We start from the raw sequence: 22680 nt of genomic DNA on the forward strand, positions 1-22680 counted from the left end.
TCACCTCCGAATGACAGTATATCATTCGTTGATGTTGTATAATAGTTGCTGGATTTTATTTGCCTAAATCTGCTGGTTATAGTATACCACTTACATCAGGAAAGAAAGATGAAATTTGCAGGAAGTAAGGTTAAATTTGAAGTGTCAAAATTAGGGGCAGATGCGGCAGCTATAGGAGCGGCATCCCTGATTTTGAGAAATTTCATAGAACATGGCGGCAGCACAAGGGAAAGGAGAAAAAATGAATAGGGAAATGTTACTAGAAATAAAAAAGGTTACCAAACAATTCCCAGGTACTAAAGCGCTGGATAACGTTCAGTTATCTGTGGAAAGAGGCGAAGTACACGCGCTTTGCGGTGAAAATGGAGCAGGGAAATCTACATTGATGAATATTATAGGAGGCCTGTATCCCCCAACAGACGGTGAATTGTTTTTTGAAGGTAAAAAAATAGCCCCTAAAAACCCCGGGGAGGCACAAAAAATTGGAATTGGGTTTGTGCATCAGGAATTAAGTTTATGTCCTCATCTGACTGTAGCAGAAAATATTTACATAGGACGGCTTCCACATAAAGGTGATATGATTGATTTTCCTAAGCTGTGGGAGAACGCAGATGAGGTTTTGAGCCGGTTTGGAGCAAACTTTAGCTCTAAAACAAAAGTGTCAGATCTTACAGTGAGTGAACAGCAATTAGTAGAAATCGCAAAGTCGGTGTCCCTGGATTGTAAATTGCTGATATTAGATGAGCCGACCTCATCTTTAACTGACAAAGAGACGAGGAAGCTGTTTGAAGTGGTAAGAAGCTTAAAACAGGAGAACATATCCATTTTGTTTATCTCACATCGTATGCCGGAGATATTTGCCATCTGCGACAGAGTCTCTGTTTTTAAAGATGGAAGATATGTTTGTACCATGAATGTCCCGGAGATTAATGCAGATGACATTATACGGGCGATGGTAGGAAGAGAATTAGGCAATTTATATCCGCCTAAGAGCAGCTGTATTGATAAGACCACAGAACTTCTTAAAGTTGAAAACTTAAGCGGAAAGATTTTTAAAGATGTGAGCTTTGAACTTTACAAAGGAGAGATTTTAGGGTTTGCAGGACTGGTCGGTGCCGGAAGAAGTGAGATTATGACTGCACTCTGTGGAATAGACAAAAAAACCAGCGGAACTGTATGGGTGAATGGAAAGGCGCAGTCATTTAAAAATTACAGAGATGCTGTAGATCAAGGTGTTTGTTATCTTACAGAAGACAGAAAAAAACAGGGCCTGTATCTTGACATGAGTATTAAGAGCAATATGGCCAGCGCCAACCTGAAAGCAGTGTCGAAAGGAATCTGGTTACAGGAAAAGCTGGAAAAGAGACTGGCAGATGAATATGTAAAAAGGCTTTCCATCAAGGTGGCCGGGATTGAATATCCTATCAGCAGTTTATCCGGCGGCAATCAACAGAAATGTCTGCTTGGAAAATGGCTGTCCATTAAACCTAAAATTATTATTGTAGACGAGCCTACAAGGGGAATCGATGTGGGAGCAAAATTGGAAATTCACAATTTGCTGAGAACCTTGGCAGATGAAGGGGTCGGAGTAATAATGATTTCCAGTGAGCTGCCGGAAGTTATGGGGGTAAGCGACCGGGTTATTGTCGTTCATGAGGGACATCTATCAGGAGAAATTAGTGAAGATGATATGATGACAGAAGAAAATATTATGAGATTGGCTTCAGGGGAAGCAGTTTAGGAGTAAAAAATGAGTGTAAAAAATGGGAAAACAACAGGCCGAAATTTAGTGAAAAAATTCTTTGCACAGCGAGAAACAAGTGTACTTATTATTATTCTTATTGCAGTTGCAATTGTACAGATTATTCAGCCTAAGTTTCTAAATGTCAGTAACTTGAAAAGTATTGCATTGAGTGTTTCAACGGATGGGCTGTTGTCAATAGGTCTTTGCCTTGCCCTGATCCTGGGCGGAATTGAACTGAGTGTGGGCGGCGTTGCGGCAATGACATGTGTTTTGACAGGGTATTTATGTTTAGCAGGAGTCAATGTATGGGCTGCCTGTCTGGTATCGGTCTTAGCCGGTGTCGCAGTAGGGCTGTTCAATGGTCTTATGATTAGTAAAGTGGGTCTGCCGCCTTTTATTGTTACTTTGGGAATGATGAATTTATCAAGAGGTGTTGCGTACATATTGACGAAAGGTTCTCCACTTTCGCTTTCAGGATATCTTCCGGATTCATTCCGGTTTTTAGCTACCGGAGAAGTTCTGGGGATTCCGATGTTATTTATCATTTTTGTAGTTATAGCCGTAGTCGCACATATTTTTCTGATGAAATCTAATGTTTGCCGAAACATTTTTTACGTGGGAAGTAATGAAGATGCGGCAAAACATTCAGCGATCAATGTTGACAGAGTAAAAATCGGAGTATACGTTACTGTTTCAGTTTTAGCAACTTTGTCTGGAATTTTAAGTTTAGGCAGATTTAATGTTGCCACACCTGAATTAAGTGTCGGGGCTGAAACGACAGCAATTTCAGCCGCAGTAATTGGCGGGACATCATTTACCGGCGGTGTCGGCAGTATTTCAGGAACTTTTCTTGGAATTGTTCTTCTGAAAGTAGTAAATTCAGCGTTAGTCATGCTAAATGTCTCCGTATACTGGCAGGACTTCGTACAGGGGGCTATTCTTGTACTGGCAGTTACAATGGACTATGTGACGCATAAAGACAAAAGTAATGGTGGAATAATATGTGCCCTGTTAAATAAAGTAAGAAAATGATTCTAAAGTGTTGCGTACGAACACTATAAGAATAAAAAACAAATTCAATCAGGAGGTATGAAGAAGATGAAAAAGAAATTATTATCGGTCTTGTTATGTGCGGCAATGGCATTGTCTATGACGGCTTGCGGGCAGGGCAAAGCAAATGAGGAAAATGATGGAGAGGGGACTTCACCATTGGTAGGAGATTCATCAGAAGAATATTATATGATCAGCTTCCTTTCCGGAATTGATTATTGGAAAACCTGTTATACAGGAATGGAAGATGCTGCTAAATTATACGGAGTATCGGCCCAATATACAGGACAGACCGATTCTGATGTAGCAGGCCAGGTCTCAGTACTTGAACAGGTAATTGCTAAGCAGCCCAAAGGAATTGCAATTTCATGTGTGAATTCAACAGCACTGGCAGATACCATTAATTCAGCAATTGATCAGGGAATTCAGGTTGTAACATTTGATTCTGATTCTCCCACATCCAACAGGGCTTCCTATCTTTCTACAGGTAACGAAGAAGCAGGACAAAAAGCAGCAGAGTATCTGGCACCACAGATTAACAACAAAGGGAAGGTTGCAATTTTGTACACAGTAGGAACTGAAAATGCAGAGGCGAGAGTGGCAGGGTTTAAGGCATGGTGTGCCGAAAATGCACCGGGTATTGAATTTGTAGAAGTAAATGATGCCGGTGATACTACAACAGCGACTGACAATATGGCTGCAGCATTGCAGGCGAACAATGATATTTCCGCTGTTTTCTGCGTTGATGGTATTGCGGGAACAGCAGGTCCGACAGCCGTAAAAGAAGCCAGTAAGTCTGACTTGAAAGTGTTGGCGTTTGATGTAGATAAGACTGTATTAGATATGATCAAAAGTGGAGATATAGATGCCACTGTAGCCCAGGGACAATATAATATGGGATATTGGTCTATGGTAATGTTATACACCCAGGCTCATAACTTATCTAATGCGGCTCTGCCAGGTTTTGTAGACACAGGTGTCACAATTGTGACAAAAGACACTGTAGATGATTACTATGTAAAATAGTTTAGGGCTTGAATGTAATAATAAGGCGGAAGAGTGCAGCCTCTGTCCGCCTTTCTAAGTAAAGAAAGGAAGATTAATCATGAAGAAATTTGTTTATTATGCCCCCACAGAAATTGTGTTTGGGTGTGGATGCATCAGCGAAGTTGCTGAAATTGCAAAAAGATATGGAACTAAGGCACTGCTTGTTACAGGAAACATGGGTTCGTCACAGGCTCCTACTTTTCAGAAAGTGAAAAAACTTTTGAATGATAGTGGAATTAATGTTGCACATTTTGATGGGGTAATTCCTAACCCCACAACGGATGTTGTGACAGCAGGAGCGGATATGGCAAAAGAATTTAAAGCAGAGATTGTAATAGGTGTGGGCGGGGGTTCCGCCATGGATACTGCCAAAGCTATTGCCGTAGAAGCAACACACCCCGGAAGTGCATGGGATTATAACTGTCATACAGACGGACCCACAGAAGCAACATTACCGATTATTGAAATTAGTACAACTGCAGGAACAGGCTCTCAGCTGACACAGTGTGCGGTTATTACAAAGACCTCTGATAAAGATAAGTCTGCAATATGGCATAAAAATATTTTCCCTAAGGTTGCAATTGTGGATCCGGAGGTAACAGCAAGCATGCCAAAAACAGTGACAGCCCATACAGGTTTTGACGCATTTTGCCACAATTTTGAAGCCTATCTGTCTGTCAACACAAGCCCGATTGTTGAAACACTGGCACTTGATGCTATCAGAACTATTGCAGAATATTTGCCCAAAGCATTGGAAGACGGCGGGGATATGGAGGCAAGATCAAAGATGGCCTATGCAGATTCCTTAGGAGGATATACCAATTCGAATGCCGGAGTCACTTTGCCCCATGGATTAGGAATGCAGGTTGGAGGACATTGCCCCCATGTTACACACGGCCAGGCTCTTGCAGCTATATATCCTGAATTTACACGTTTTACATGGAAGAGCACAGTAGAAAAGTTTGCAGCAGTGGGACGAATTTTCAATCAGGATCTGGAAAAAGAAACAGATGAAATAGCAGCAGAAAAATGCTGTGAAGAAATCGATCATTTTCTGAAAAAGATTGATATGTGGATTGGGTTCAAAGATTTGAACGTAACCATGGAAGATATCAGAGAGATTGCGGATTGCGGCCAGGTATTAGGTGATTATCTGAACAACCCCAGAGTAGCAACGATTGACGAGATGTATGAGCTGCTGACGGCTTGCTATGAAAGAAAATAATGGAGGATACATATGAAAGAGACGGGAATCTTAAATCGGGATATTGCAGCTGAGTTATCTAAGATGGGACATACAGATAAAATGATGATCGTAGATGCCGGTTTAGCAGTGCCAAATACGACAAAAGTCATAGACTTGTCTTTACAAGTGAATGTACCGACCGTAATTGATGTTTTGGAAGAAATTTTAAAACATTTCTCAGTAGAAAAGATTATTTACTCAAAAGCCACTTCTGATGTAAGCCCATCAAGAGAAAGAGAATTTTTAGATCATTTTGATGAAAATGTGGAAGTAAAAGTAGTGGAACATCCGGTGCTGAGGGATGAAATTACACGAGATGTAAAGTTTGTGATCCGAACAGGTGATTTTACTGCAAATTCAAATATTGTTTTAGTTTCAGCGGGGGGGCCGCGCTGGTATTGTGAAAAGGGGGCATAGTAATGGAAGGTAAGATGTTACAGCAGGTTATGACGCAGCCGGGAACTATCGAGTTTAATGAAGTAGACATTCCAAAACTATTTTGCGGTAGATGCTAAAAAGGTTACACCCCTTCCGGAAAACATGGGATTTGATGAAGGAGCGATGATTGAACCGCTTGTCGTAGCTGTCCATGCTGTAAGACAGGCGGGAGATGTAAAAAGCCTTAAAATTGCTGTGCTAGGTGCCGGGCCCATTGGTATTTTAGTAGCACAGGCTGCAAAAGGTATGGGTGCTCAGAGCGTTATGATTACAGATATAAGTGATGTACGCTTGAAAGAAGCAAAAGAGTGCGGCGCTGATTTTTGTGTAAATACGAAAGAAAAAGATTTTGGGGAAGCAATGTTGGAAAACTTTGGGCCGGATAAAGCAGACGTGATTTACGATTGTGCCGGGAATAATGTGACAATGGGGCAAGCTATAAAATATGCCCGAAAAGGCAGCATAATCATACTTGTAGCAGTATTTTCCGGTATGGCAGTGTTGAATGATCATGAATTAGATTTAAAATACCACTATGATGTACAGAAATAAAGATTATCTTAAGGGAATTAAACTTGTTGATGAAGGCAAGGTTGCACTAACTCCGCTTATTTCCAAACATTTTTCGTTTAAAGAATATTTGAAAGCATATCAGTATATTGATGAAAACAAGGAAACAACGATGAAGGTGATTATTAATGTGCAAGAGTAACGTAGAGACACAAGGCCGTAGCTCTGCGGTCTCAGCCATAAACAGAATAGAATTGTAATGCATGAATGACCGATTCTGGGAAAATAAATCACATTGTAGAAGGAAGCTGTTGCAAAATGGAGCAACAAGCTTCCTTTGATTTTATAAATTGTACTGTTCATCGTTCTTATGTAGGGGTCTGCGTAATCGATGATTTCATCTCAATATCAAGTCTGTTATAATGATAGAAATGCAAGTGTTTCACTTTCATTATGTGAGTTATTCTCCCTTCAACCAGATCTCTAAGTAAAAAATTGAACGAAAGAAAGGTGCCAAAAATATATCAGATATTGTTAATAATGCACAATAATTAAATATTTTATTGACGTATATTGAATTGTTTTACAATAAGTGATATGCTATCTACAACTTAATTTTAGTCTAAAAAGAAGTAGATGTAGATAAGGCCGGAATGAGGTTAACATGTACAAAAATATTAGTCAGAAACAAATAAGAAAAGATAATGCCAGAAAAGTTTTACAATTACTGATAAAGAGTGACTCCCTTACACGAAAAGATATAGCGGAGAAAAGTGGGGTTTCACCTAGTACCGTTACACAAATAATCACACCTCTAATTGAGCAGGGGATTGTTATAGAAATCAAAGAAGGCGAATCTACAGGTGGCCGCAAACCAATTTTTATACAATTTAATAAGAATTATGGAAGAATAGCAATTGTTGATATTTCAGATATGGGTACAAGTGTTTACTTGTTTGATTTGAAGGGTAATCAATTAAGTGCTGAGTATTTGATTAAAGGAAAAGTAAAAATTCAAACACTGTATGACACTGTAATTAGATGTGTTAAGAAGAAAAGTGATACGGAGAATCAAATTGTGACCATTGGATTAGTGGTACAAGATGGGCTATATAGAGGGACTGATACTATTATGGTGGAGCTTGGAAAAGATTATGCACCAATGTCACTTGAAGCCGCAATTTCAACAAACCTGAAAATAAAAACGAGTAAAGTATCTTCGAAGAATTTTTCACTAGAATACTATATTAATAAAGAAAAGGAACGAAATGACAATTATTGTTTTATATCTATGACAAACAGAGTGTCTATAGGTATAGTGATTGAAGGGAAAAAAATCGATATTGCTGGGAAACGTACGCTTGATATTACCGATATAATTAATGATAAGAATTTTAACAGTAAAGTTATATTAACATTAGAAAAAACACGTGGGGTGCACACCACAGATTATAAACTAGAAGATCAAAAAGATATGTTTATTATTGGGCTGGCACGAATAATAAATAATGTTCACACGCTCTTCTCTATAAGTGAAATTATGTTGTTAGGAGATGGAGAAAAACTAAATAATGAAATGGTGGAAATGCTAAGTGACATTTTGCCTGAAGATATAAATATTAGGCGCACAAAAAGTGAGTCTAAAGACTCTCTGCGCCTATATGTGCAGGCATTAGTGGAAAAACTGATTCCCGATTTTATTGAACATGCACATATATAATAGGCAGCTTTAGCGGATAGTTACCTATAAGATTAACAAAAAGATGCAACGAAAGGAAATAATAAAATGATAAAAGGAATACTAATATTAGTTTTTATGCTATTGATGATTATATTGATGGTCAGTGGGAAATGGCCTACGTTAGCGGCCCTTCCAGTCTTAGCCATAGGAATCGCTGTGATTGCAGGTGTCCCATTAATGGCGGCAGAAGGGGAAGCAAATATTTTAACCACTGTTGTACAAGATGGTGCTACAAAGTTGGTTGCTACGATAATGGTAGTACTCGTTGCATCATGGCTGGGAAGCTTAATGCAGACAACAGGTATTAGCGAACATATTATTAGAAAAGCTGCCGAATTTGGCGGAGATAAAACAACTTTAGTGGCAATAGTTATGTTTATAATCGTTTGTGTTTTAACCACATCTATGACTGGTCTGGGAGCAGTTATGATGATTGCAACAATAGCAGTCCCAATTCTTATATCAGTAGGAGTGGATAAAGTTACTGCAGCATCAATTGTGTTATTAGGTTTAGGGGTAGGTGAACATTTGGGAGTCTTGCGTGCGACGTACTTTGCAGATGTTTTTTCACTTCCAATTAAACAGGTGTATCCAATTAGTGCCACTCTTGCCATAAGTACTGCCGTATTTTCATTAATTTATATTTTGCTGAGGCTAAGAAAACATGGTAAAAAATATGCTTTTTCAGCTAATGCTACAGAATACAAGGAAGATATTGTTGAAGAAAAAAATGATTTTAAAGGGGTTAAAGGGGTTTTGGCATTACTTACTCCTTTTGTTCCAATCGTATTAGCGATAGTGCTTAAATGGCCTATTTTTCCTGCATTTATGATTGCAGTTGTATGGGGGCTCATATTTACTCAGAACAATTTCAAAAAAGCAATGAGTGTAATGGCACAAACTTGCTACGATGGATTCTCCCAAGGGGCTCCGGCAATCATATTAATGATATTTATCGGAATGTTACTGAATGCGATTAATACACCTCAAGTGTTGGCTGCCCTTACACCATTAGCGAAAGCGGTTATGCCAAGCAGCCTTGTTGCGCTTGCTATTACATTTATAGTATTGGCTCCTCTTGCATTATATAGAGGACCTTTAAGTATAATGGGATTAGGGGCTGGTATCGCACTTTTAATGGTGTCAATGAAGGTATTTTCACCTATCATTATTTGTATTTGCTTTTTTGGTGTTGCCGGTTTAACAGAGACAACTTGTCCGACAGCCTCCTACAATATATGGATTTCTGACTTTATTGAGGTTGAAACCATAACACTCACAAAGAAACAATTGCCATGGGTTTGGATGGGCGCTGCAGCGACTATTATTATATGCATGTTTATGTATTACTAGAAATGAAAACAAGGAGATTAAAGTAAGCAATGAAAGTGAGAATTGGAATTGATGTAGGTGGAACATTTACAGATGCAGCACTGATAAATAATGAGACATTTGAACTGATTGGGACTGAAAAGATACCAACTACCCACACTGCGGCTACAGGAGTAGCTGCAGGTATCATAGAAGTACTTGAAAAAATAATGAACAAATACTCTATTGATCCCAAAGACGTTACGTTTATTGCGCATGGTACAACTCAGGCAACGAATGCATTGTTAGAAGGGGATGTTGCAAAAGTAGGCATTGTAACTTTAGGGAGCGGATTAGAAGGTTTAAAGTCAAAATCGGATACAAATATGGGTGAAATTAAACTTGCCAATTCCAAGTATTTAGGCACCAGCAATAGATATGTCGATACTAAATCTGCTACATTTGAAAAAGATATTAATCAGGCTGTTGATTCGTTAATAGAAGATGGCTGTGAATCAATTGTAGCAGCGGAAGCGTTTAGTGTGGATAAACCTGAAAATGAAGATACGGTTATAAAGAAATGCTTAGAAAAAGACATACCAGGAACGGCAACAGCGGAAATTTCCAAATTGTATGGTCTAAAAGTGCGTACAAGGACGGCTGTTATTAATGCAAGTATTATGCCTAAAATGTTGGATACGGCAAATATGACTGCGAATAGTATTGAACAGGCAGGCATAAGCGCAAAGCTAATGGTAATGCGCTGCGACGGCGGAGTCATGACTGTTGATGATGTGAGGGAACATCCTATTTTAACCATTTTATCCGGGCCTGCCGCAGGTGTTGCGGGCGCATTAATGTATGAGAAGTTAACAGATGGAATTTTTCTTGAAGTGGGTGGCACAAGTACGGATATATCTTGCGTAAAGGATGGAAAGGTTATGATCGGTTATTCACAGGTAGGAGGTCATAAAACATTTCTGACTTCATTAGATGTTAGAACGGTAGGTATCGGTGGAGGAAGCATGATTCAAATAAAGGATGACAAACTTGTTGGGGTTGGGCCGCGTAGTGTACATATTGCTGGATTTGATTATGAAGTATTCACAAATGATGGAGACATTGATGAGCCTCAATTATGTTCTGTTAAACTGACAGATACAGATGCGGAATATGCTTATGTTAAATGTAAAAGTGGCAGGAGTTATGCACTTACATTATCAGGTGCAGCAAATATTGCCGGATATGTGAAAGATGGAGACTATGCCAAAGGAAATGAAAAAGAAGCAGTAAAAGCCTGGAAACCATTGGCGGATAAAATGAATCTATCGGTTGAAGAGGTTGTAAATCTTGCATTAGAATATGCGGCTAATAAAAATTCAAAAGTTGTTCAAAGTTTAATTATAGATTATGAGATGAACCCAAATACATTAGTTATGGTAGGCGGCGGTGGGGGGGCCTCCAGTGTTGTTCCACATTTAGCTAGGCATATGGGGTATAAATTTAGATTGGCCAAAAATGCACCTGTTATTTCAACAATTGGTGTAGCTCTTGCTTTGGTAAGAGACAGCGTTGAGAGAACGATCATGAATCCGACGGAAGAAGATATACTAAAAGTAAGAAAAGAAGCTAAGGAAAAAGCAGTAAGATCAGGGGCAGCACCGGATTCGGTTACAGTCCATGTAGAAGTTGAACCGCAGAAGAATATAGTACGTGCCATAGCAATAGGTAATACGGAGCTAAGATCAAAGGACCTGACAAAGAGCAAAATTGATGAAAAAGCAGCTCTTGATATTGTATCTGATAATTTACAGATTCCTGCTAAAAAGTTAACGATAAAAGCAAAAAACAATCAAATGTACGCTATAATGGGAGAAACTTGCAATAAGAAGTTATTTGGTCTGATTAAGCAAAAAAGGCATCCATTACGATTAATTGATGATGAAGGCATCATCAGACTTCAAAAAGATAACGCTCATGTTTCGAGTATTAATGGAGACCATTGGACGGAAAAAATTAATAAGATAATAATGGAGAATTCCATTTATGGAGATGGAGGGAAACAGCTTCCAAGTGTCTACATTGTATATGGGAAAAATATTATTAATTTATCAGGTCTGTCTAGTGTGGGCCATATGATTTCTGTAGCAAAGGCGGAATTAGCATCCGTTGACGAAAATGATCATTTAATATGTATTTGTACAGAAAGGGCAAGCTAGAACTTAAATGAATATAGAATTTAAAAATAATATTGCAAGCTTTAACTCTCTTGATGAGCAATTGTCGATATTAAGTACAGATCCCAAAAGCGATAAGATTTATAAAAGGGATAGGCTTCTGCTCATAGAAAAGGCAGAAGCAATGGGGAGAAACGCTGCGAAGAATATAATTTCAGACTCAGCATGGAAAGAAAATCCAACTCTTGTTCAGTACATTGAAGATATGGGCATTAAAATTATTCATGAAGATAAAGACTTTTTAGTGAAAGACATACGCTATTGTGCAGAAATTTATCCTAAAAAGAAATCAATTTATTTATATGACCGGGCAATAAAAAAATGGGCAAGAGACCAAGGATATAATGTAGAAACGGCTGAGACATTTATATTAGCTCATGAGTTTTACCATTACATAGAATTCACAAATAATAACTTTGCATCTAATCTTTATAGTACACCTATAATTAAAATAAGAAGGGTGGAAATTGGCAAGTCAGGGATTATGAAACTGTCGGAAATTGCGGGCAATGCCTTTGCATATGAGTTGTTTTAAGCTTTTTATAGCGCTGAAAGGAGTATATATTTTATGAAGAAAATAGAAATATTTGAACAAGCAATGATAGTGGGCAATTATGACGTGGTCGTTTGTGGAGGTGGACCCGCAGGATTTATTGCGGCAATAGCAGCTGCCCGAGGAGGCGCATCAGTTGCGATTGTTGAGCAATATGGTTTTTTAGGAGGAATGGCAACAGCAGGTTTAGTTGCGCCAATTAGTAGATTTAATCTGAAAGGCCGCAGAATGATTGGGGGTATTCCTTGGGAATTTATTGAAAGATTGAAAGAAATGGGTGGGGCAATTGTGGAAAATCCGCCGGGAAATATATCATTTATGCCTGAAAAGTATAAATTGATTGCACAACGTTTAGTATTGGAAGCAGGGGTAGATTTATATTTTCACTGTTATCTTACCGGATGCCTAAAGAAGGACAATGAAATCACTCATATTATATTTCATACAAAAGAGGGGATGCAGTCAATCACAGGACGCTATTTTATCGATTGTACAGGGGATGCTGATTTGGCCTGGTATGCAGATGTGCCAATGCAACCTAAGTCTAATCCTTTACAACCGGCATCATTATGCTTTTGCTTAGGCGGAGTCGATACCGCTAAGTTACCATTAGCCCATCATAATCTTGATACAACAAATATGCATGATGTGTCGATTCAGAATGTCTTAAATGAGCTAAGAGAAAAAGAGGGTATTCCGTTATTTGGAGGCCCCTGGTATTCCAGTATGATAGAAGAAGGATATCTTGCTGTTAATATGACACGGTTTTCTGGGGATATGACTAAAGTTACTGATATGACCAATGCAGAATGCACATTACATGAAGATGTTTTTCGTATGGTAGAGCTTCTAAAAGAGCATGTGGATGCATTTAAAAATGCATTTTTGGTAACTACCGCACCACAAGTCGGAATAAGAGAGACAAGACGTATAAAAGGTGCATATATACTGACTGGTCAAGATTATGTAGAAGGAAGAAGGTTTCCAGATGCAATTTCACGAGGCTGTCATCCGATAGATATTCATCATGCGGATAATACGAGGCAAAATGTGACATTCTTAGAGAAGTCTCCATATATTCCTTACCGCACATTATATGTGCCGGCCTATCCCAACCTATTGGTGCCAGGGCGATGCTTTTCGGCAGATGAAACGGCATCTGCATCTGTCAGAGTACAGGCTTCAGTAATGGGGCTGGGGCAGGCAGCAGGAACAAGTGCTGCTTTATGTGTAAAAGATAATTGCTCAGTTGATGATGTTAATGTTGAAAGCCTGAGAGAAAAATTAATAAGCATGGGCGCTATTCTTGATTGATATAAGGATGACAAAAATTAAAGTCCATTGAGCAAAGATTAACAATAATTAATTGGTCAACATAAAATCTGCTGCTGTTTGGGGCAGGTTTTATGCTGGTGTTTATACTTTATCCTGTACGTATTACATCAATCGGGTATGGGGCAAACGAGAAAATGTTGTGTAATGTAGTATAATAAATAGGGAGGTAAACAAATAAAAGAGAAGCTGTTCGATAGGGAAATAGATGAAAATGCGAGTGAGCTTTTGTCAGCACAAAAAATCCTATTGTTCAATCAGATTTACAGCGTTCAAAATAGTATTGCTGCCATCGAAGCGAGTCAGGAGATCATTGATGCCGGAAAGACGCCCCCGTGGAAGTCGTTTGGGCGTAGTTTTTCAAAATAATGTTTTAGATGATCTGCTGACAGTAGCGGATAATCTGAATATCCGGGCCAGGTCTCAAGGTCTGCATGGCAATGAACTCAGCAGCCGTATGGACGAATTGCGCAGTATGTTTAAACTATCGGACATCTGGAAACGGCCCTATGGAAAACTGTCCGGGGGACAAAAGCGAAAATGTGAAATTGCCCATGCTATATTGGGCAGACCTGAAATTCTCATATTCGATGAACCGACAACAGGTCTTGATCCACTGACCCGCACAACTATTTGGAATCTTATACGAGACATGCAGGCACGGCAGGGCATGACGGTTTTCCTTACAACCCATTACATGGAAGAGGCTGCGGCGGCTGACATTGTTGTGATACTGGAAAAAGGCACGATATGCGCCGAAGGTACGCCAGACACACTGAAAAGCCAATACGGCAAAGATACTTTGAAGCTGCGGTTTAATGATATAAACGAAGGAATTAGAAAGCTGACTGCTATGGGGTATTCTCCAAATCAGAAAACTGATTATCTAGAACTCCCGGTTGAAAGCAGCCATGAAGCTTTGGCAGTTGTAAATAGTCTGGATAACTTCCTTGACTTTGAAATGGTAAAGGGAAGCATGGAAGATGTGTTTTTGGCTGTAACAGGCCATACAGAGGTGCCGAAATGAGAGAAATAAATGTATTAACTGGCCGGACAATGAAGCTCTATCTTAAAACCCGCTGTCTATTTTGTTTTCGTTTGTTTATATGTTATTGTTCATCGTCCTTATCAGCCTGTTCTTAGGCGATTATATGGCAAAAGGTATGATAGGGGCATATTGCAGGGGTTGAGGGTATGGACTTCTCGCATGTACGATGGTTGGTGGACACAACATCTATGGCCGGGGTGTTAATGATTAATTGTATTTTAGTTCCGATGAACGTGCTAACAATCATGGTGCAGGACAGCAGCGATAACCGATTGGACAGCTTTCTCGTCAGCGCGGTATCTCGTGATAAGCTGGCGAGTGGCTGAGCCCACAGACTAACATCCAAATGATAGGTTTGATTATTGCGAATACATTTTCCGCAACAAGCATACTTTTTGCAGTAGCTATGCTGATGAAAAATGTAAGCCTGTACAGCACATTTACAGGAATTATGTCTGCCCTGGCTGGATTTGTGACAGGGGCGTTTCTACCCATCGGCATGTTCCCTGCGAACATCCAGAAGGTATTCGCATTTATTCCAACTCATCATGGTGCAACTATGATGCGCGAGGTCATGACAAAAGAGCCCCTTGCTGCTACATTTGGCAGTGTTGCGTACCAGACGGTGAAAGGCACTTTTATGACTGCACAGGAAATTGTAGATATTTATACCGCAGAGAACGGGTAAGCTATATGTTTGGCGATGTGCAGGTTACATTCCCTGTCATGCTGGCAGTTGTCATCGGGTCAGGATTGGTATTTATGATTTTCAGCATATTTTGGATGAAACGTTATAAAAAATGAAGGTGTGGAGCTTTAGCTTCGCCTATGATTGTAATCATGCAGAAATTTTAACTGCTGCAGGTCATCAATTTCCTGGTCGTAAGGTGTGGAGACTTTATTGATACAAAACAAAATAAAACAGAATAAAATCACAGGTAGCCTCCTTACTATTGACAATTAGAATGGACAAGTTATTATAAGTTTATGAAGAAACGCATGTAAATATTCTTGTATTCGGTACCGGCTTTCTTGCAATAGGTAGCATCTGGATCAGCAGGATTCTGTAAAATGGAAGAATTCATATCGGAAGCTGAGGTTTTAAGGCTAAGCGTTTCATCATCGCTTGTCTCTGTCTGTTCGCTGATCACACGAATAGGCAACTGATATTCGCTGGTTTCATCATAAGCATCGTCACAAGCCGCCTTTAAAACCGCTGCATCATTGAGCACCTGTTTGATTTTTCCAGCTGTATCTTAACTATGGTTATGACAAAGTACTATGTTATGATTACTATCTTCCAAGTAGTGCTTCAAGCTTTCCGGAAAATTTGAATCTTCTCGCTTATGCATAAGCTTGCATAGATTCGTAACGCAGGTACAGAGTAATTCCAAACGGTTCATCCTCTTTATATTGGAAGCCACCATCAATGAATCCATACGACGCATACCAGAATTAAGGCTCATCATTTGAGCTATTTCCGCGGAAAGGCTTGTGATGCAATTATAAATAAGATCAACTTCAGTACTTTCTTCGTAAGCATTGCATCGGGCACGAAAACGCCCCAAAGTCCTGTCATTTAAAGGCTGTTCATCAAAACTGGTCGTATTGCATACTGGAAACGGATATCAAAAGGAAGTGTTTCGACTATTTCCTCATCAGCAAGACCAAATATTTCTTTCAAAATAAGAGCACCAATAATGACATTGACTGGTGTGTCCGATCAGCAACCACCATATTATATGTAAGGGAGACTGGAAGGAAATCATAGACGAATATTTTAGCCAGGCTGTATAAGAATATAAGTATTCTTTCAGCATAGCAGGACAACCAAAAGCCTTGGGAATGCATTCTAGGGCTTTTTTCATTTTAATAGGGAATTCAACCACAATACAGAGTTAGTACAATATACTTTTGTATATTTGAATATATTTAAAATTATGAATACAATAAGCAAAAGAGATATCACGCTATTTTGTGCTTAAGGATAAATTAGTGTAATCAATCATATTGTAGATAAGAAGGGTTGTACAATGCAAAGTCAATGATACAGCACACTAGAGTGTGGGGGTGAAGACTTATGAGGGCGGGAAAAAGAAGAGAGAAATCCATGTCAACGCGTATATTTTTAGGAATATTCTTATTGTTCCTTTTCATTCTGGTCATTTTTTCTATAATTATTTCTACTCTGTATGGGAAACGTATGGAGGAGATGGAAATTAATTATCATTTGGAAGTCACAAACGGGACAAAGGAGCAGTTTAATATGCTTACCTCTATGATTGACGCATACAGCTATTCTCTCGTCAGTAATGGCGCGGTTCAGGAGGCATTGGAAAATGGCGGCGCAGGTCAGGATGTTGAGCAGATCCGTACATATATCAATGATATGGTACGTATGAATGACAGTATTAATCATGTTCATATACTGGGTATCAATGATTTCTGGTGCTCTACAAATATGCAGGACAGCCGGGGATTTTACAGGCAGTATCTGAAAGAATATGTGGAAGGGACAGAGCGCAAAGGAATATGGACAGGTTTTCACAGTACAGAAGAGGATGACTATCTGAGCAGTACCTCATATATCCGTCCCGTATTTAACAGTGAGACCAAAGAGGTGTATGGGATTGTAGTGCTGGATGTTTCCTATGAAAGTATTCATAAACTATTTACGGCTTCGTCTATCCGTTTAAAGGACAAGGCTGTGATTGTAAACAGTGATGGAGTTATTCTGCTGCAATATCCCTTACTGGCGGATTATACAGAGGTTCTGCGCAATTATCCCCAGGTGCTGAAGAAAAGTACACAGATTGAGGGAAAGCTTTATAAAAAAGATGTAATTATTGTATCCGAGAAAATCAATCTGGCGGACTGGAGTCTGGTGAGATTTGTGCAGAAGGATGCGGCAACAGAGAGTATTCGGGAGATACTGAAAGTGTTTCAGATTGTTTTGGTGATTACTACCATAATTTCTATCTGCTATACCATATGGCTGACCCGTTCCATCACCCTCCCGATTAAGGAATTAATGCAGGTGTGCAAAAAGGTGATGAAGGGGGATTTTACGGTTCATGCAGCGGTGAAACGCCAGGATGAGTTTGGCCGGCTGGGAGATACGTTTAACAGTATGATTGATCAGATTAATGATTCTTTTGACAAAGAACGCCGGTCCCGCAATCGAAAGGCAGAGATGGAATATCAGATCTTGCAGGCCCAGATAAATCCCCATTTTTTATATAATACATTGGATTCCATGAAATGGCTGGCAGTTATGCAGGGAGTGGACAATATTGCGGAGATGAGTACAGCATTGATTAATTTGCTCCAATATAATCTGGGAAAAGTAGAGGGAGAGACTACTCTTCACAATGAAATTGAGAGTGTCAGAAACTATATTATTATACAAAAGTACCGTTACAGTGACATGTTTGAGTTCACGACTATGATTGACGAGGAAGCAGAAAAATGCAGAGTACCCAGATTTATTCTGCAGCCGCTGGTGGAGAACTCAATTATCCACGGCTTTAATGGGGAACGGGGGAACTATCGTGTCCATATTGCAGCGGTGATTTTTGATGGAAAGCTGCATATACGTGTGATTGATAACGGAATGGGGATGGATGCGGACAGCACGGAAAAAATAAACAAAGGACAGGAAAAAAGTACCCGGTTCAGTAAAATCGGGGTTTCCAGTATCAGAGAGCGGATAAAGCTATATTTCGGGGAGGAGGCGGAGCTGATCTTTGACAGTGAGCCCAATGTGGCTACCATAGCAGAAATTATTCTTCCCATTATAAAAGAAGAATCGTAATATTTTTATAATTTTTGAAATATTTATTTAAAGCCTCCAAAAGAAATTAACAAAGTAATAATAAATTGTTAATTTTAGATAAATCCTGCATTTAGATATGTATAAAATATGTCTATAATAAATTTGAGTTCAATGCATTGATATGGAAAAGTCACTTTATGAAGGAGTTAAGGAGGGTTATGAAGTATGAGAAACAAACGGTTTAAGCGTATGTTCGCAGTGGCAATGGCAACTGTAATGACGGCAGGTATGCTGGCAGGCTGCGGCGGCAGCGGTGCCTCATCTAAGGACGATGGGGCTGACAAAGAAAAATCAGCGGACACAGGCGGTGAATTTGACTGGAAAAAATATGAAGGTACTACCATTGAGATTCAGATGGTGCAGCATACGGCCTCGGAAGCAATGGTAAATAAATTGGAAGAATTTGAAGATCTTACCGGAATTCATGTAGAGTATTCTATTACACCGGAAAGCAACTATTTTGACAAGGTATCCACCTCACTGGCCAGCGGGTCAGGAAGCCCGGATCTCTTTATGTCGGGGGCATATCAGCTTTGGGATTATTCCGCAGCGGGGTATGTGGAAGATTTGAATACATATCTGGAGGATCCGTCTATGGTCAGTCCCGATTATGACTATGACGATTTTGTACAGAGTGCGGTAAATGCGCTGAAATGGTCAGGCGTACCGGGAGAGGCAGTCGGTACAGGGCAGCAGCTGGCGCTTCCACTTGCATTTGAGGTATATACAATGGCGTACAATAAGAAGGCATTTGAAGATAAGGGCCTGGAAATTCCGAAGACATATGACGAACTCCTGGATGTCTGTGATAAGCTTCAGGGCTGGAATGGGGAGAATTCCTATGCTGTGGCAGTCAGAGGCGCACGGGACTGGGGAACCATCCATCCGGCATATATGAGTATGTTTGCTGCATTTGGGGCAAAAGACTTTGAAATCGAAGGTGATAAGCTGGTTTCTAAAGTAAATTCTCCGGAGGCAGTTGAAATGACAGAGTTTTTTGTAGACATGATCAAACGCGGAGGAAGTTCTTCCTGGTCAAAGTACACCTGGTATGACTGCGGTGTCGACCTTGGAACCGGAAATACGGCTATGGTACTGGATGCGGACAATAATCCGGTACATCAAAATTGGAAAGGTGCCTCTGAAGAAGCCGGAAATATAGCCTTTGCACCCCTGCCGGTAGGAAAAGAGGGGGACCCCCAGATTTCTAACTACTGGACCTGGTCTGTTGCAATGAACTCTGCATCTAAAAATAAAGGTGCCGCATGGTATTACATCATGTATTTCACCGGTAAAGATTTTGCAAAGTATGCGACCATCGAAGGGAACAGTCTGGATCCAGTACGTACATCTGTATGGGAATCCGAAGAGTTTAAGACTATGATGGATGAGCAGCCAGGGTATATTGACTCATATAATGCAACCATCGATAACACTACAATTCTATTTACACCACAGCCTTATTTCTTTGAGACCACAACAGAATGGGCGGCTACACTCCAGGATATTGTTGCAGGTAAGTATGATTCTGTGCAGGACGGGATGGATCAGCTAAAAGAAAAAATGGATAAAGCTGTTTCAGACATTGATTTGTCACAGTATTGATATCTATGACAGGAGGTAGGAAGATGTTTGGCAGCAGTACAAAGAAAACGGGCGGGGGGATCAATTATAATGAGATTCCTGCGCGCATCCGCAGACGTCCGTACTATATTATCGCGCCGGGATTGCTGATACTGATCGGCATTATGATTCCATTTATCACTGCAATATTTCTCTCCTTTACAAATTATTCCTTCCGCTTGCCGAAATGGGGGTTTGTAGGGCTGAAAAACTGGATAAACATGTTTACTGGCAAAGAGTTTTATCATGCTCTCGGCGTGACCTTGAGGTATGGTATCTTTGCCACAGCTGCCGAGATGCTTTTAGGGACAGGGGTGGCACTTCTGCTCAGGAAGGATACCAGATACAGTAGGATATTAAAGGTGCTTTTTACATTTCCACTGATGGTCGCACCGGCAATTGCGGTACTGATTTGGCAGCTGATGACGTCGAATACAGTGGGGATTCTTGAAAAGGTACTGAACATCTTTGGAATCTATAATTTCCCCTGGGCGGCATCTCACAGTACAGCTCTCTTTACAGCGATTTTGATTGATGCATGGGTGAACACTCCATTTGTGCTTTTGTTGGTTTTGGCAGGGATTCAGTCCTTGCCGAAATCACCCTTTGAGGCGGCAGCAGTGGATGGGGCCGGAGCCTGGTTTACATTCAAGACCTTGACGTTTCCCATGTTAAAGCCTTTTATGTATATTGCGTTATTATTCAGGCTTATGGCCGCATTGCAGGAGTTTGGTATTATATATGCCCTGACAAAGGGCGGACCCGGAGATACCTTGATGAATATATCGCTGACAGGTTACATCAATGGGTTTACCTATCAGAAGCTGGCAGCTGCCTTGCCCTATCTTCTTATTCTGTGGTTTATCATTAATAAGACAGCACAGTTCCTGGTAAAACGGCAGAGGCATCTGGCACAGCAGGCTGCAGGAAAGTAAAGGAGGGTGTATGGAGAATCAGGGACAGCTGGTGGACAGCTCGAAAAATAAAAAAATATTTAAAATATTGGAACCCATAGGAAGAAATCTGGGCTTGACCCTGTTTGCCATGTTCGCCCTGTTTCCGCTGGTATGGATGGTGGTTTGCGCCTTTAAGTCAGATGCTCAAATGTACAATACCGTTTTTATTTTCCATCCTACTCTGGAAAACTTCAGGGCGGTGCTGGTAGGAACCGACTATTTCCGTGCTTTTTTTCAGAACCTGGTAGTGGCAGGGGGAGCGGTAATTATTACCGTAATTGCAGGGGTGCCCTGTGCATATGCGCTGGCAAGGTATAATTTTAAGAAAAAAGAGGATGTGGCATTTCAGATATTATCCTTTAAATTTGCGCCCGAAATCCTGGTAATTCTTCCGATTTTCTTAATCTTTCAAAAAATAGGATTATATGATACTTATTTCGGATTGATCTGGGTATATCAGCTTATTACCATGCCCCTTCTAATCTGGGTGGTACGGGGGTATTTTGAGGATATCAGTATAGAAGTGGAACAGGCGGCGCAGCTGGATGGTTATACGTGGTACGAGGTGTTTTTTAAGACCCTGGTGCCTTTGATCAAACCCGGACTGGTTGCTTCTGCCCTGCTGGCTTTCATATTTGCATGGAACAGCTTCACATTCCCGTTGATATTAAGCGGCTTTGAAATTCAAACAATTACCATCACTGCCCTGCGCTATATCGCTTCTGATACAGTGCATTATGGGCAGGTGGCTGTTGCCTCCACTATTGCGGTACTTCCGGAAGTGATTGTGGCATTGTTTATTCAGAAACACTTAGTCCGCGGCTTAAGTTTCGGCGCGGTGAAGGGATAACGGAGGTAAAACCATGGCTCAGATAGAACTTGAAAACATTACGAAACAATTCGGGGATGTGAAAGCATTGGATAATGTAAGCCTGACGGTCCGGGACAATGAGTTTTTTGTCTTGTTTGGACCGGCAGGTGCCGGAAAAACAACGCTGTTAAAAACGATTGCAGGTGCCGAATTTCCCGAAAAAGGTCTGGTGAAAATTGGCGGCAATATTGTAAACCATGTGGAATCTAAAGATAGAAATGTATCCATGGTTTTTGAGAATTATGCCTTGTATCCTAACCTGTCGGTTTATGATAATATTGCATCGCCAATGCGCAGCAAGCTATATAAGAAAGATGAAGATTATATAAAAACAGCAGTAGATAAGGTAACAAAGATGATGAAAATCAATCATCTTCTGGAAAGAAAGCCAAGCCAGCTATCCAATGGACAGCGGCAGAGGGTGGCTTTAGGGAGATGCCTGGTGAGAACACCTAATGTATTCCTGATGGATGAACCGCTGGCTCATCTGGACGCAAAACTGCGTCATTTCATGAGGGGAGAGTTAAAGGAGATGCAGACCTCCATCAACTCCACTACCATTTATGTAACCCATGATTATATGGAAGCGATGTCGCTGGCGGACAGGATAGGGGTTCTTAATCATGGTGAAATTGTTCAGACAGGAACTGCCCAGGAAATGTATTACACCCCCTGTAATGAATTTGTGGCCCGTTTATTCGGGGAACCTGAAATTAACATACTGGAAGGAAAAAAATATGCCCGGGAAGACAGTGTATATGTCAAGGTGTTGGAGCAGGATGTTTTACTATATCCTTCTGAGGATACTATACAGGCGTTGAAAGAGACAGATACGGATGATATACACATAGGAATGAGAGGAAATGATATCAAGTTTGCTTTTGAAAAACCCGGGGATGAGTGGCTGGAAGGAACCATATATGCAAATGAGCCGATTGGCAATAAGGTAATCATGACGGTGTTAATTGGAGATACAAAACTAGCTGTCACTTGCCCCAATGATACTGTGGCAGAGTTGGACCAGAAGGTTTATGTGAAATTCAATATGATGAATGCGATTTATTTTAATGGTGAAACACAGAAATTTATCATAAGAAATAACATGTCCCGCTATATGGCTGAGAAAAGGGAGGGATAA

At 40.2% G+C, this 22680-nt stretch carries 20 protein-coding genes and 1 pseudogene; 19 read left to right on the forward strand and 2 right to left on the reverse strand.

All coding sequences use genetic code 11. The features are described 5' to 3' along the window. Positions 1–108 precede the first annotated feature (108 nt). The 14 genes and pseudogenes from EDD59_RS17735 (at position 109) to EDD59_RS05615 (ending at position 14945) form a co-directional block, all read left to right on the forward strand. On the forward strand, positions 109–249 hold the full coding sequence (locus EDD59_RS17735) for a hypothetical protein (RefSeq protein ID WP_165920874.1): 141 nt from the start codon (positions 109–111) through the stop codon (positions 247–249). A 4-nt stretch (positions 250–253) separates the two neighbouring features. Next, positions 254–1741, forward strand: coding sequence for a sugar ABC transporter ATP-binding protein (locus EDD59_RS05550; RefSeq protein WP_243117352.1), 1488 nt, complete (start codon positions 254–256; stop codon positions 1739–1741). A 9-nt stretch (positions 1742–1750) separates the two neighbouring features. Continuing rightward, a complete protein-coding gene (locus tag EDD59_RS05555) occupies positions 1751–2776 on the forward strand; it encodes an ABC transporter permease (protein WP_132379766.1) in 1026 nt (341 codons plus the stop codon). A 66-nt stretch (positions 2777–2842) separates the two neighbouring features. Further along, positions 2843–3820, forward strand: a complete 978-nt coding sequence (locus EDD59_RS05560) for a substrate-binding domain-containing protein (RefSeq protein WP_132379768.1) — start codon at positions 2843–2845, stop codon at positions 3818–3820. 79 nt (positions 3821–3899) lie between these two features. After that, complete coding sequence (locus EDD59_RS05565; protein ID WP_132379770.1) at positions 3900–5066, forward strand: iron-containing alcohol dehydrogenase; 1167 nt, start codon at positions 3900–3902, stop codon at positions 5064–5066. Positions 5067–5078: 12 nt separating this feature from the next. Next, positions 5079–5504, forward strand: coding sequence for a D-ribose pyranase (gene rbsD / locus EDD59_RS05570; protein ID WP_132379772.1), 426 nt, complete (start codon positions 5079–5081; stop codon positions 5502–5504). A 66-nt stretch (positions 5505–5570) separates the two neighbouring features. Then, positions 5571–6237 (forward strand): annotated as a pseudogene (locus EDD59_RS05575) (zinc-dependent alcohol dehydrogenase); the annotation flags it as partial. A gap of 462 nt (positions 6238–6699) precedes the next feature. Beyond that, entirely contained in the window at positions 6700–7755 is a 1056-nt protein-coding gene (locus EDD59_RS05580; RefSeq protein ID WP_132379774.1) for a winged helix-turn-helix domain-containing protein, read from the forward strand. A gap of 66 nt (positions 7756–7821) precedes the next feature. Next, positions 7822–9129 carry a C4-dicarboxylate ABC transporter gene (locus EDD59_RS05585; protein WP_132379776.1) on the forward strand — a complete coding sequence of 436 codons (1308 nt, stop codon included), beginning with the start codon at positions 7822–7824 and terminating at the stop codon, positions 9127–9129. Positions 9130–9158: 29 nt separating this feature from the next. Continuing rightward, the gene (locus EDD59_RS05590; RefSeq protein ID WP_132379778.1) at positions 9159–11306 is read left to right on the forward strand and encodes a hydantoinase/oxoprolinase family protein; all 2148 of its coding nucleotides are present in this window, start codon (positions 9159–9161) and stop codon (positions 11304–11306) included. Positions 11307–11313: 7 nt separating this feature from the next. Beyond that, the gene (locus EDD59_RS05595; RefSeq protein ID WP_132379780.1) at positions 11314–11859 is read left to right on the forward strand and encodes a hypothetical protein; all 546 of its coding nucleotides are present in this window, start codon (positions 11314–11316) and stop codon (positions 11857–11859) included. 33 nt (positions 11860–11892) lie between these two features. Next, positions 11893–13191, forward strand: coding sequence for an FAD-dependent oxidoreductase (locus EDD59_RS05600; RefSeq protein ID WP_132379782.1), 1299 nt, complete (start codon positions 11893–11895; stop codon positions 13189–13191). Between the two features lie 334 nt (positions 13192–13525). Then, positions 13526–14236, forward strand: coding sequence for an ATP-binding cassette domain-containing protein (locus EDD59_RS05610; protein ID WP_132379784.1), 711 nt, complete (start codon positions 13526–13528; stop codon positions 14234–14236). A gap of 343 nt (positions 14237–14579) precedes the next feature. Beyond that, complete coding sequence (locus tag EDD59_RS05615) at positions 14580–14945, forward strand: ABC transporter permease (protein ID WP_408632277.1); 366 nt, start codon at positions 14580–14582, stop codon at positions 14943–14945. A gap of 289 nt (positions 14946–15234) precedes the next feature. On the opposite strand, the gene EDD59_RS05620 is transcribed toward EDD59_RS05615, so the two are convergent. Both EDD59_RS05620 and EDD59_RS18405 read right to left on the reverse strand, forming a co-directional pair. Next, positions 15235–15489 carry a hypothetical protein gene (locus EDD59_RS05620; RefSeq protein ID WP_132379788.1) on the reverse strand — a complete coding sequence of 85 codons (255 nt, stop codon included), beginning with the start codon at positions 15487–15489 and terminating at the stop codon, positions 15235–15237. A 347-nt stretch (positions 15490–15836) separates the two neighbouring features. After that, the gene (locus EDD59_RS18405; protein WP_330571918.1) at positions 15837–15941 is read right to left on the reverse strand and encodes a hypothetical protein; all 105 of its coding nucleotides are present in this window, start codon (positions 15939–15941) and stop codon (positions 15837–15839) included. 426 nt (positions 15942–16367) lie between these two features. Here EDD59_RS18405 and EDD59_RS05630 point away from each other — a divergent pair, with 426 nt between their 5' ends. The 5 genes from EDD59_RS05630 (at position 16368) to EDD59_RS05650 (ending at position 22680) form a co-directional block, all read left to right on the forward strand. Then, positions 16368–18071: a cache domain-containing sensor histidine kinase gene (locus EDD59_RS05630; protein ID WP_165920875.1), complete on the forward strand. Its 1704-nt coding sequence runs from the start codon at positions 16368–16370 to the stop codon at positions 18069–18071. 186 nt (positions 18072–18257) lie between these two features. Continuing rightward, a complete protein-coding gene (locus tag EDD59_RS05635) occupies positions 18258–19697 on the forward strand; it encodes an ABC transporter substrate-binding protein (protein ID WP_132379792.1) in 1440 nt (479 codons plus the stop codon). A 23-nt stretch (positions 19698–19720) separates the two neighbouring features. Next, positions 19721–20650: a carbohydrate ABC transporter permease gene (locus EDD59_RS05640; protein ID WP_132379794.1), complete on the forward strand. Its 930-nt coding sequence runs from the start codon at positions 19721–19723 to the stop codon at positions 20648–20650. Positions 20651–20660: 10 nt separating this feature from the next. After that, on the forward strand, positions 20661–21521 hold the full coding sequence (locus EDD59_RS05645) for a carbohydrate ABC transporter permease (RefSeq protein ID WP_132379796.1): 861 nt from the start codon (positions 20661–20663) through the stop codon (positions 21519–21521). Between the two features lie 13 nt (positions 21522–21534). Then, positions 21535–22680 (forward strand): ABC transporter ATP-binding protein, encoded by a 1146-nt coding sequence (locus tag EDD59_RS05650; RefSeq protein ID WP_132379798.1) that lies wholly within the window; start codon positions 21535–21537, stop codon positions 22678–22680.

This window comes from Muricomes intestini, assembly GCF_004346165.1.
Classification (GTDB): Bacteria; Bacillota; Clostridia; order Lachnospirales; family Lachnospiraceae; genus Muricomes; species Muricomes intestini.

Coding starts and splice junctions, on each gene's coding strand:
- EDD59_RS17735 (WP_165920874.1), top strand. CDS start 109: ATGAAATTTGCAGGAAGTAAGGTTAAATTTGAAGTGTCAAAATTAGGG.
- EDD59_RS05550 (WP_243117352.1), top strand. CDS start 254: ATGTTACTAGAAATAAAAAAGGTTACCAAACAATTCCCAGGTACTAAA.
- EDD59_RS05555 (WP_132379766.1), top strand. CDS start 1,751: ATGAGTGTAAAAAATGGGAAAACAACAGGCCGAAATTTAGTGAAAAAA.
- EDD59_RS05560 (WP_132379768.1), top strand. CDS start 2,843: ATGAAAAAGAAATTATTATCGGTCTTGTTATGTGCGGCAATGGCATTG.
- EDD59_RS05565 (WP_132379770.1), top strand. CDS start 3,900: ATGAAGAAATTTGTTTATTATGCCCCCACAGAAATTGTGTTTGGGTGT.
- rbsD (WP_132379772.1), top strand. CDS start 5,079: ATGAAAGAGACGGGAATCTTAAATCGGGATATTGCAGCTGAGTTATCT.
- EDD59_RS05580 (WP_132379774.1), top strand. CDS start 6,700: ATGTACAAAAATATTAGTCAGAAACAAATAAGAAAAGATAATGCCAGA.
- EDD59_RS05585 (WP_132379776.1), top strand. CDS start 7,822: ATGATAAAAGGAATACTAATATTAGTTTTTATGCTATTGATGATTATA.
- EDD59_RS05590 (WP_132379778.1), top strand. CDS start 9,159: ATGAAAGTGAGAATTGGAATTGATGTAGGTGGAACATTTACAGATGCA.
- EDD59_RS05595 (WP_132379780.1), top strand. CDS start 11,314: ATGAATATAGAATTTAAAAATAATATTGCAAGCTTTAACTCTCTTGAT.
- EDD59_RS05600 (WP_132379782.1), top strand. CDS start 11,893: ATGAAGAAAATAGAAATATTTGAACAAGCAATGATAGTGGGCAATTAT.
- EDD59_RS05610 (WP_132379784.1), top strand. CDS start 13,526: ATGCCGGAAAGACGCCCCCGTGGAAGTCGTTTGGGCGTAGTTTTTCAA.
- EDD59_RS05630 (WP_165920875.1), top strand. CDS start 16,368: ATGTCAACGCGTATATTTTTAGGAATATTCTTATTGTTCCTTTTCATT.
- EDD59_RS05635 (WP_132379792.1), top strand. CDS start 18,258: ATGAGAAACAAACGGTTTAAGCGTATGTTCGCAGTGGCAATGGCAACT.
- EDD59_RS05640 (WP_132379794.1), top strand. CDS start 19,721: ATGTTTGGCAGCAGTACAAAGAAAACGGGCGGGGGGATCAATTATAAT.
- EDD59_RS05645 (WP_132379796.1), top strand. CDS start 20,661: ATGGAGAATCAGGGACAGCTGGTGGACAGCTCGAAAAATAAAAAAATA.
- EDD59_RS05650 (WP_132379798.1), top strand. CDS start 21,535: ATGGCTCAGATAGAACTTGAAAACATTACGAAACAATTCGGGGATGTG.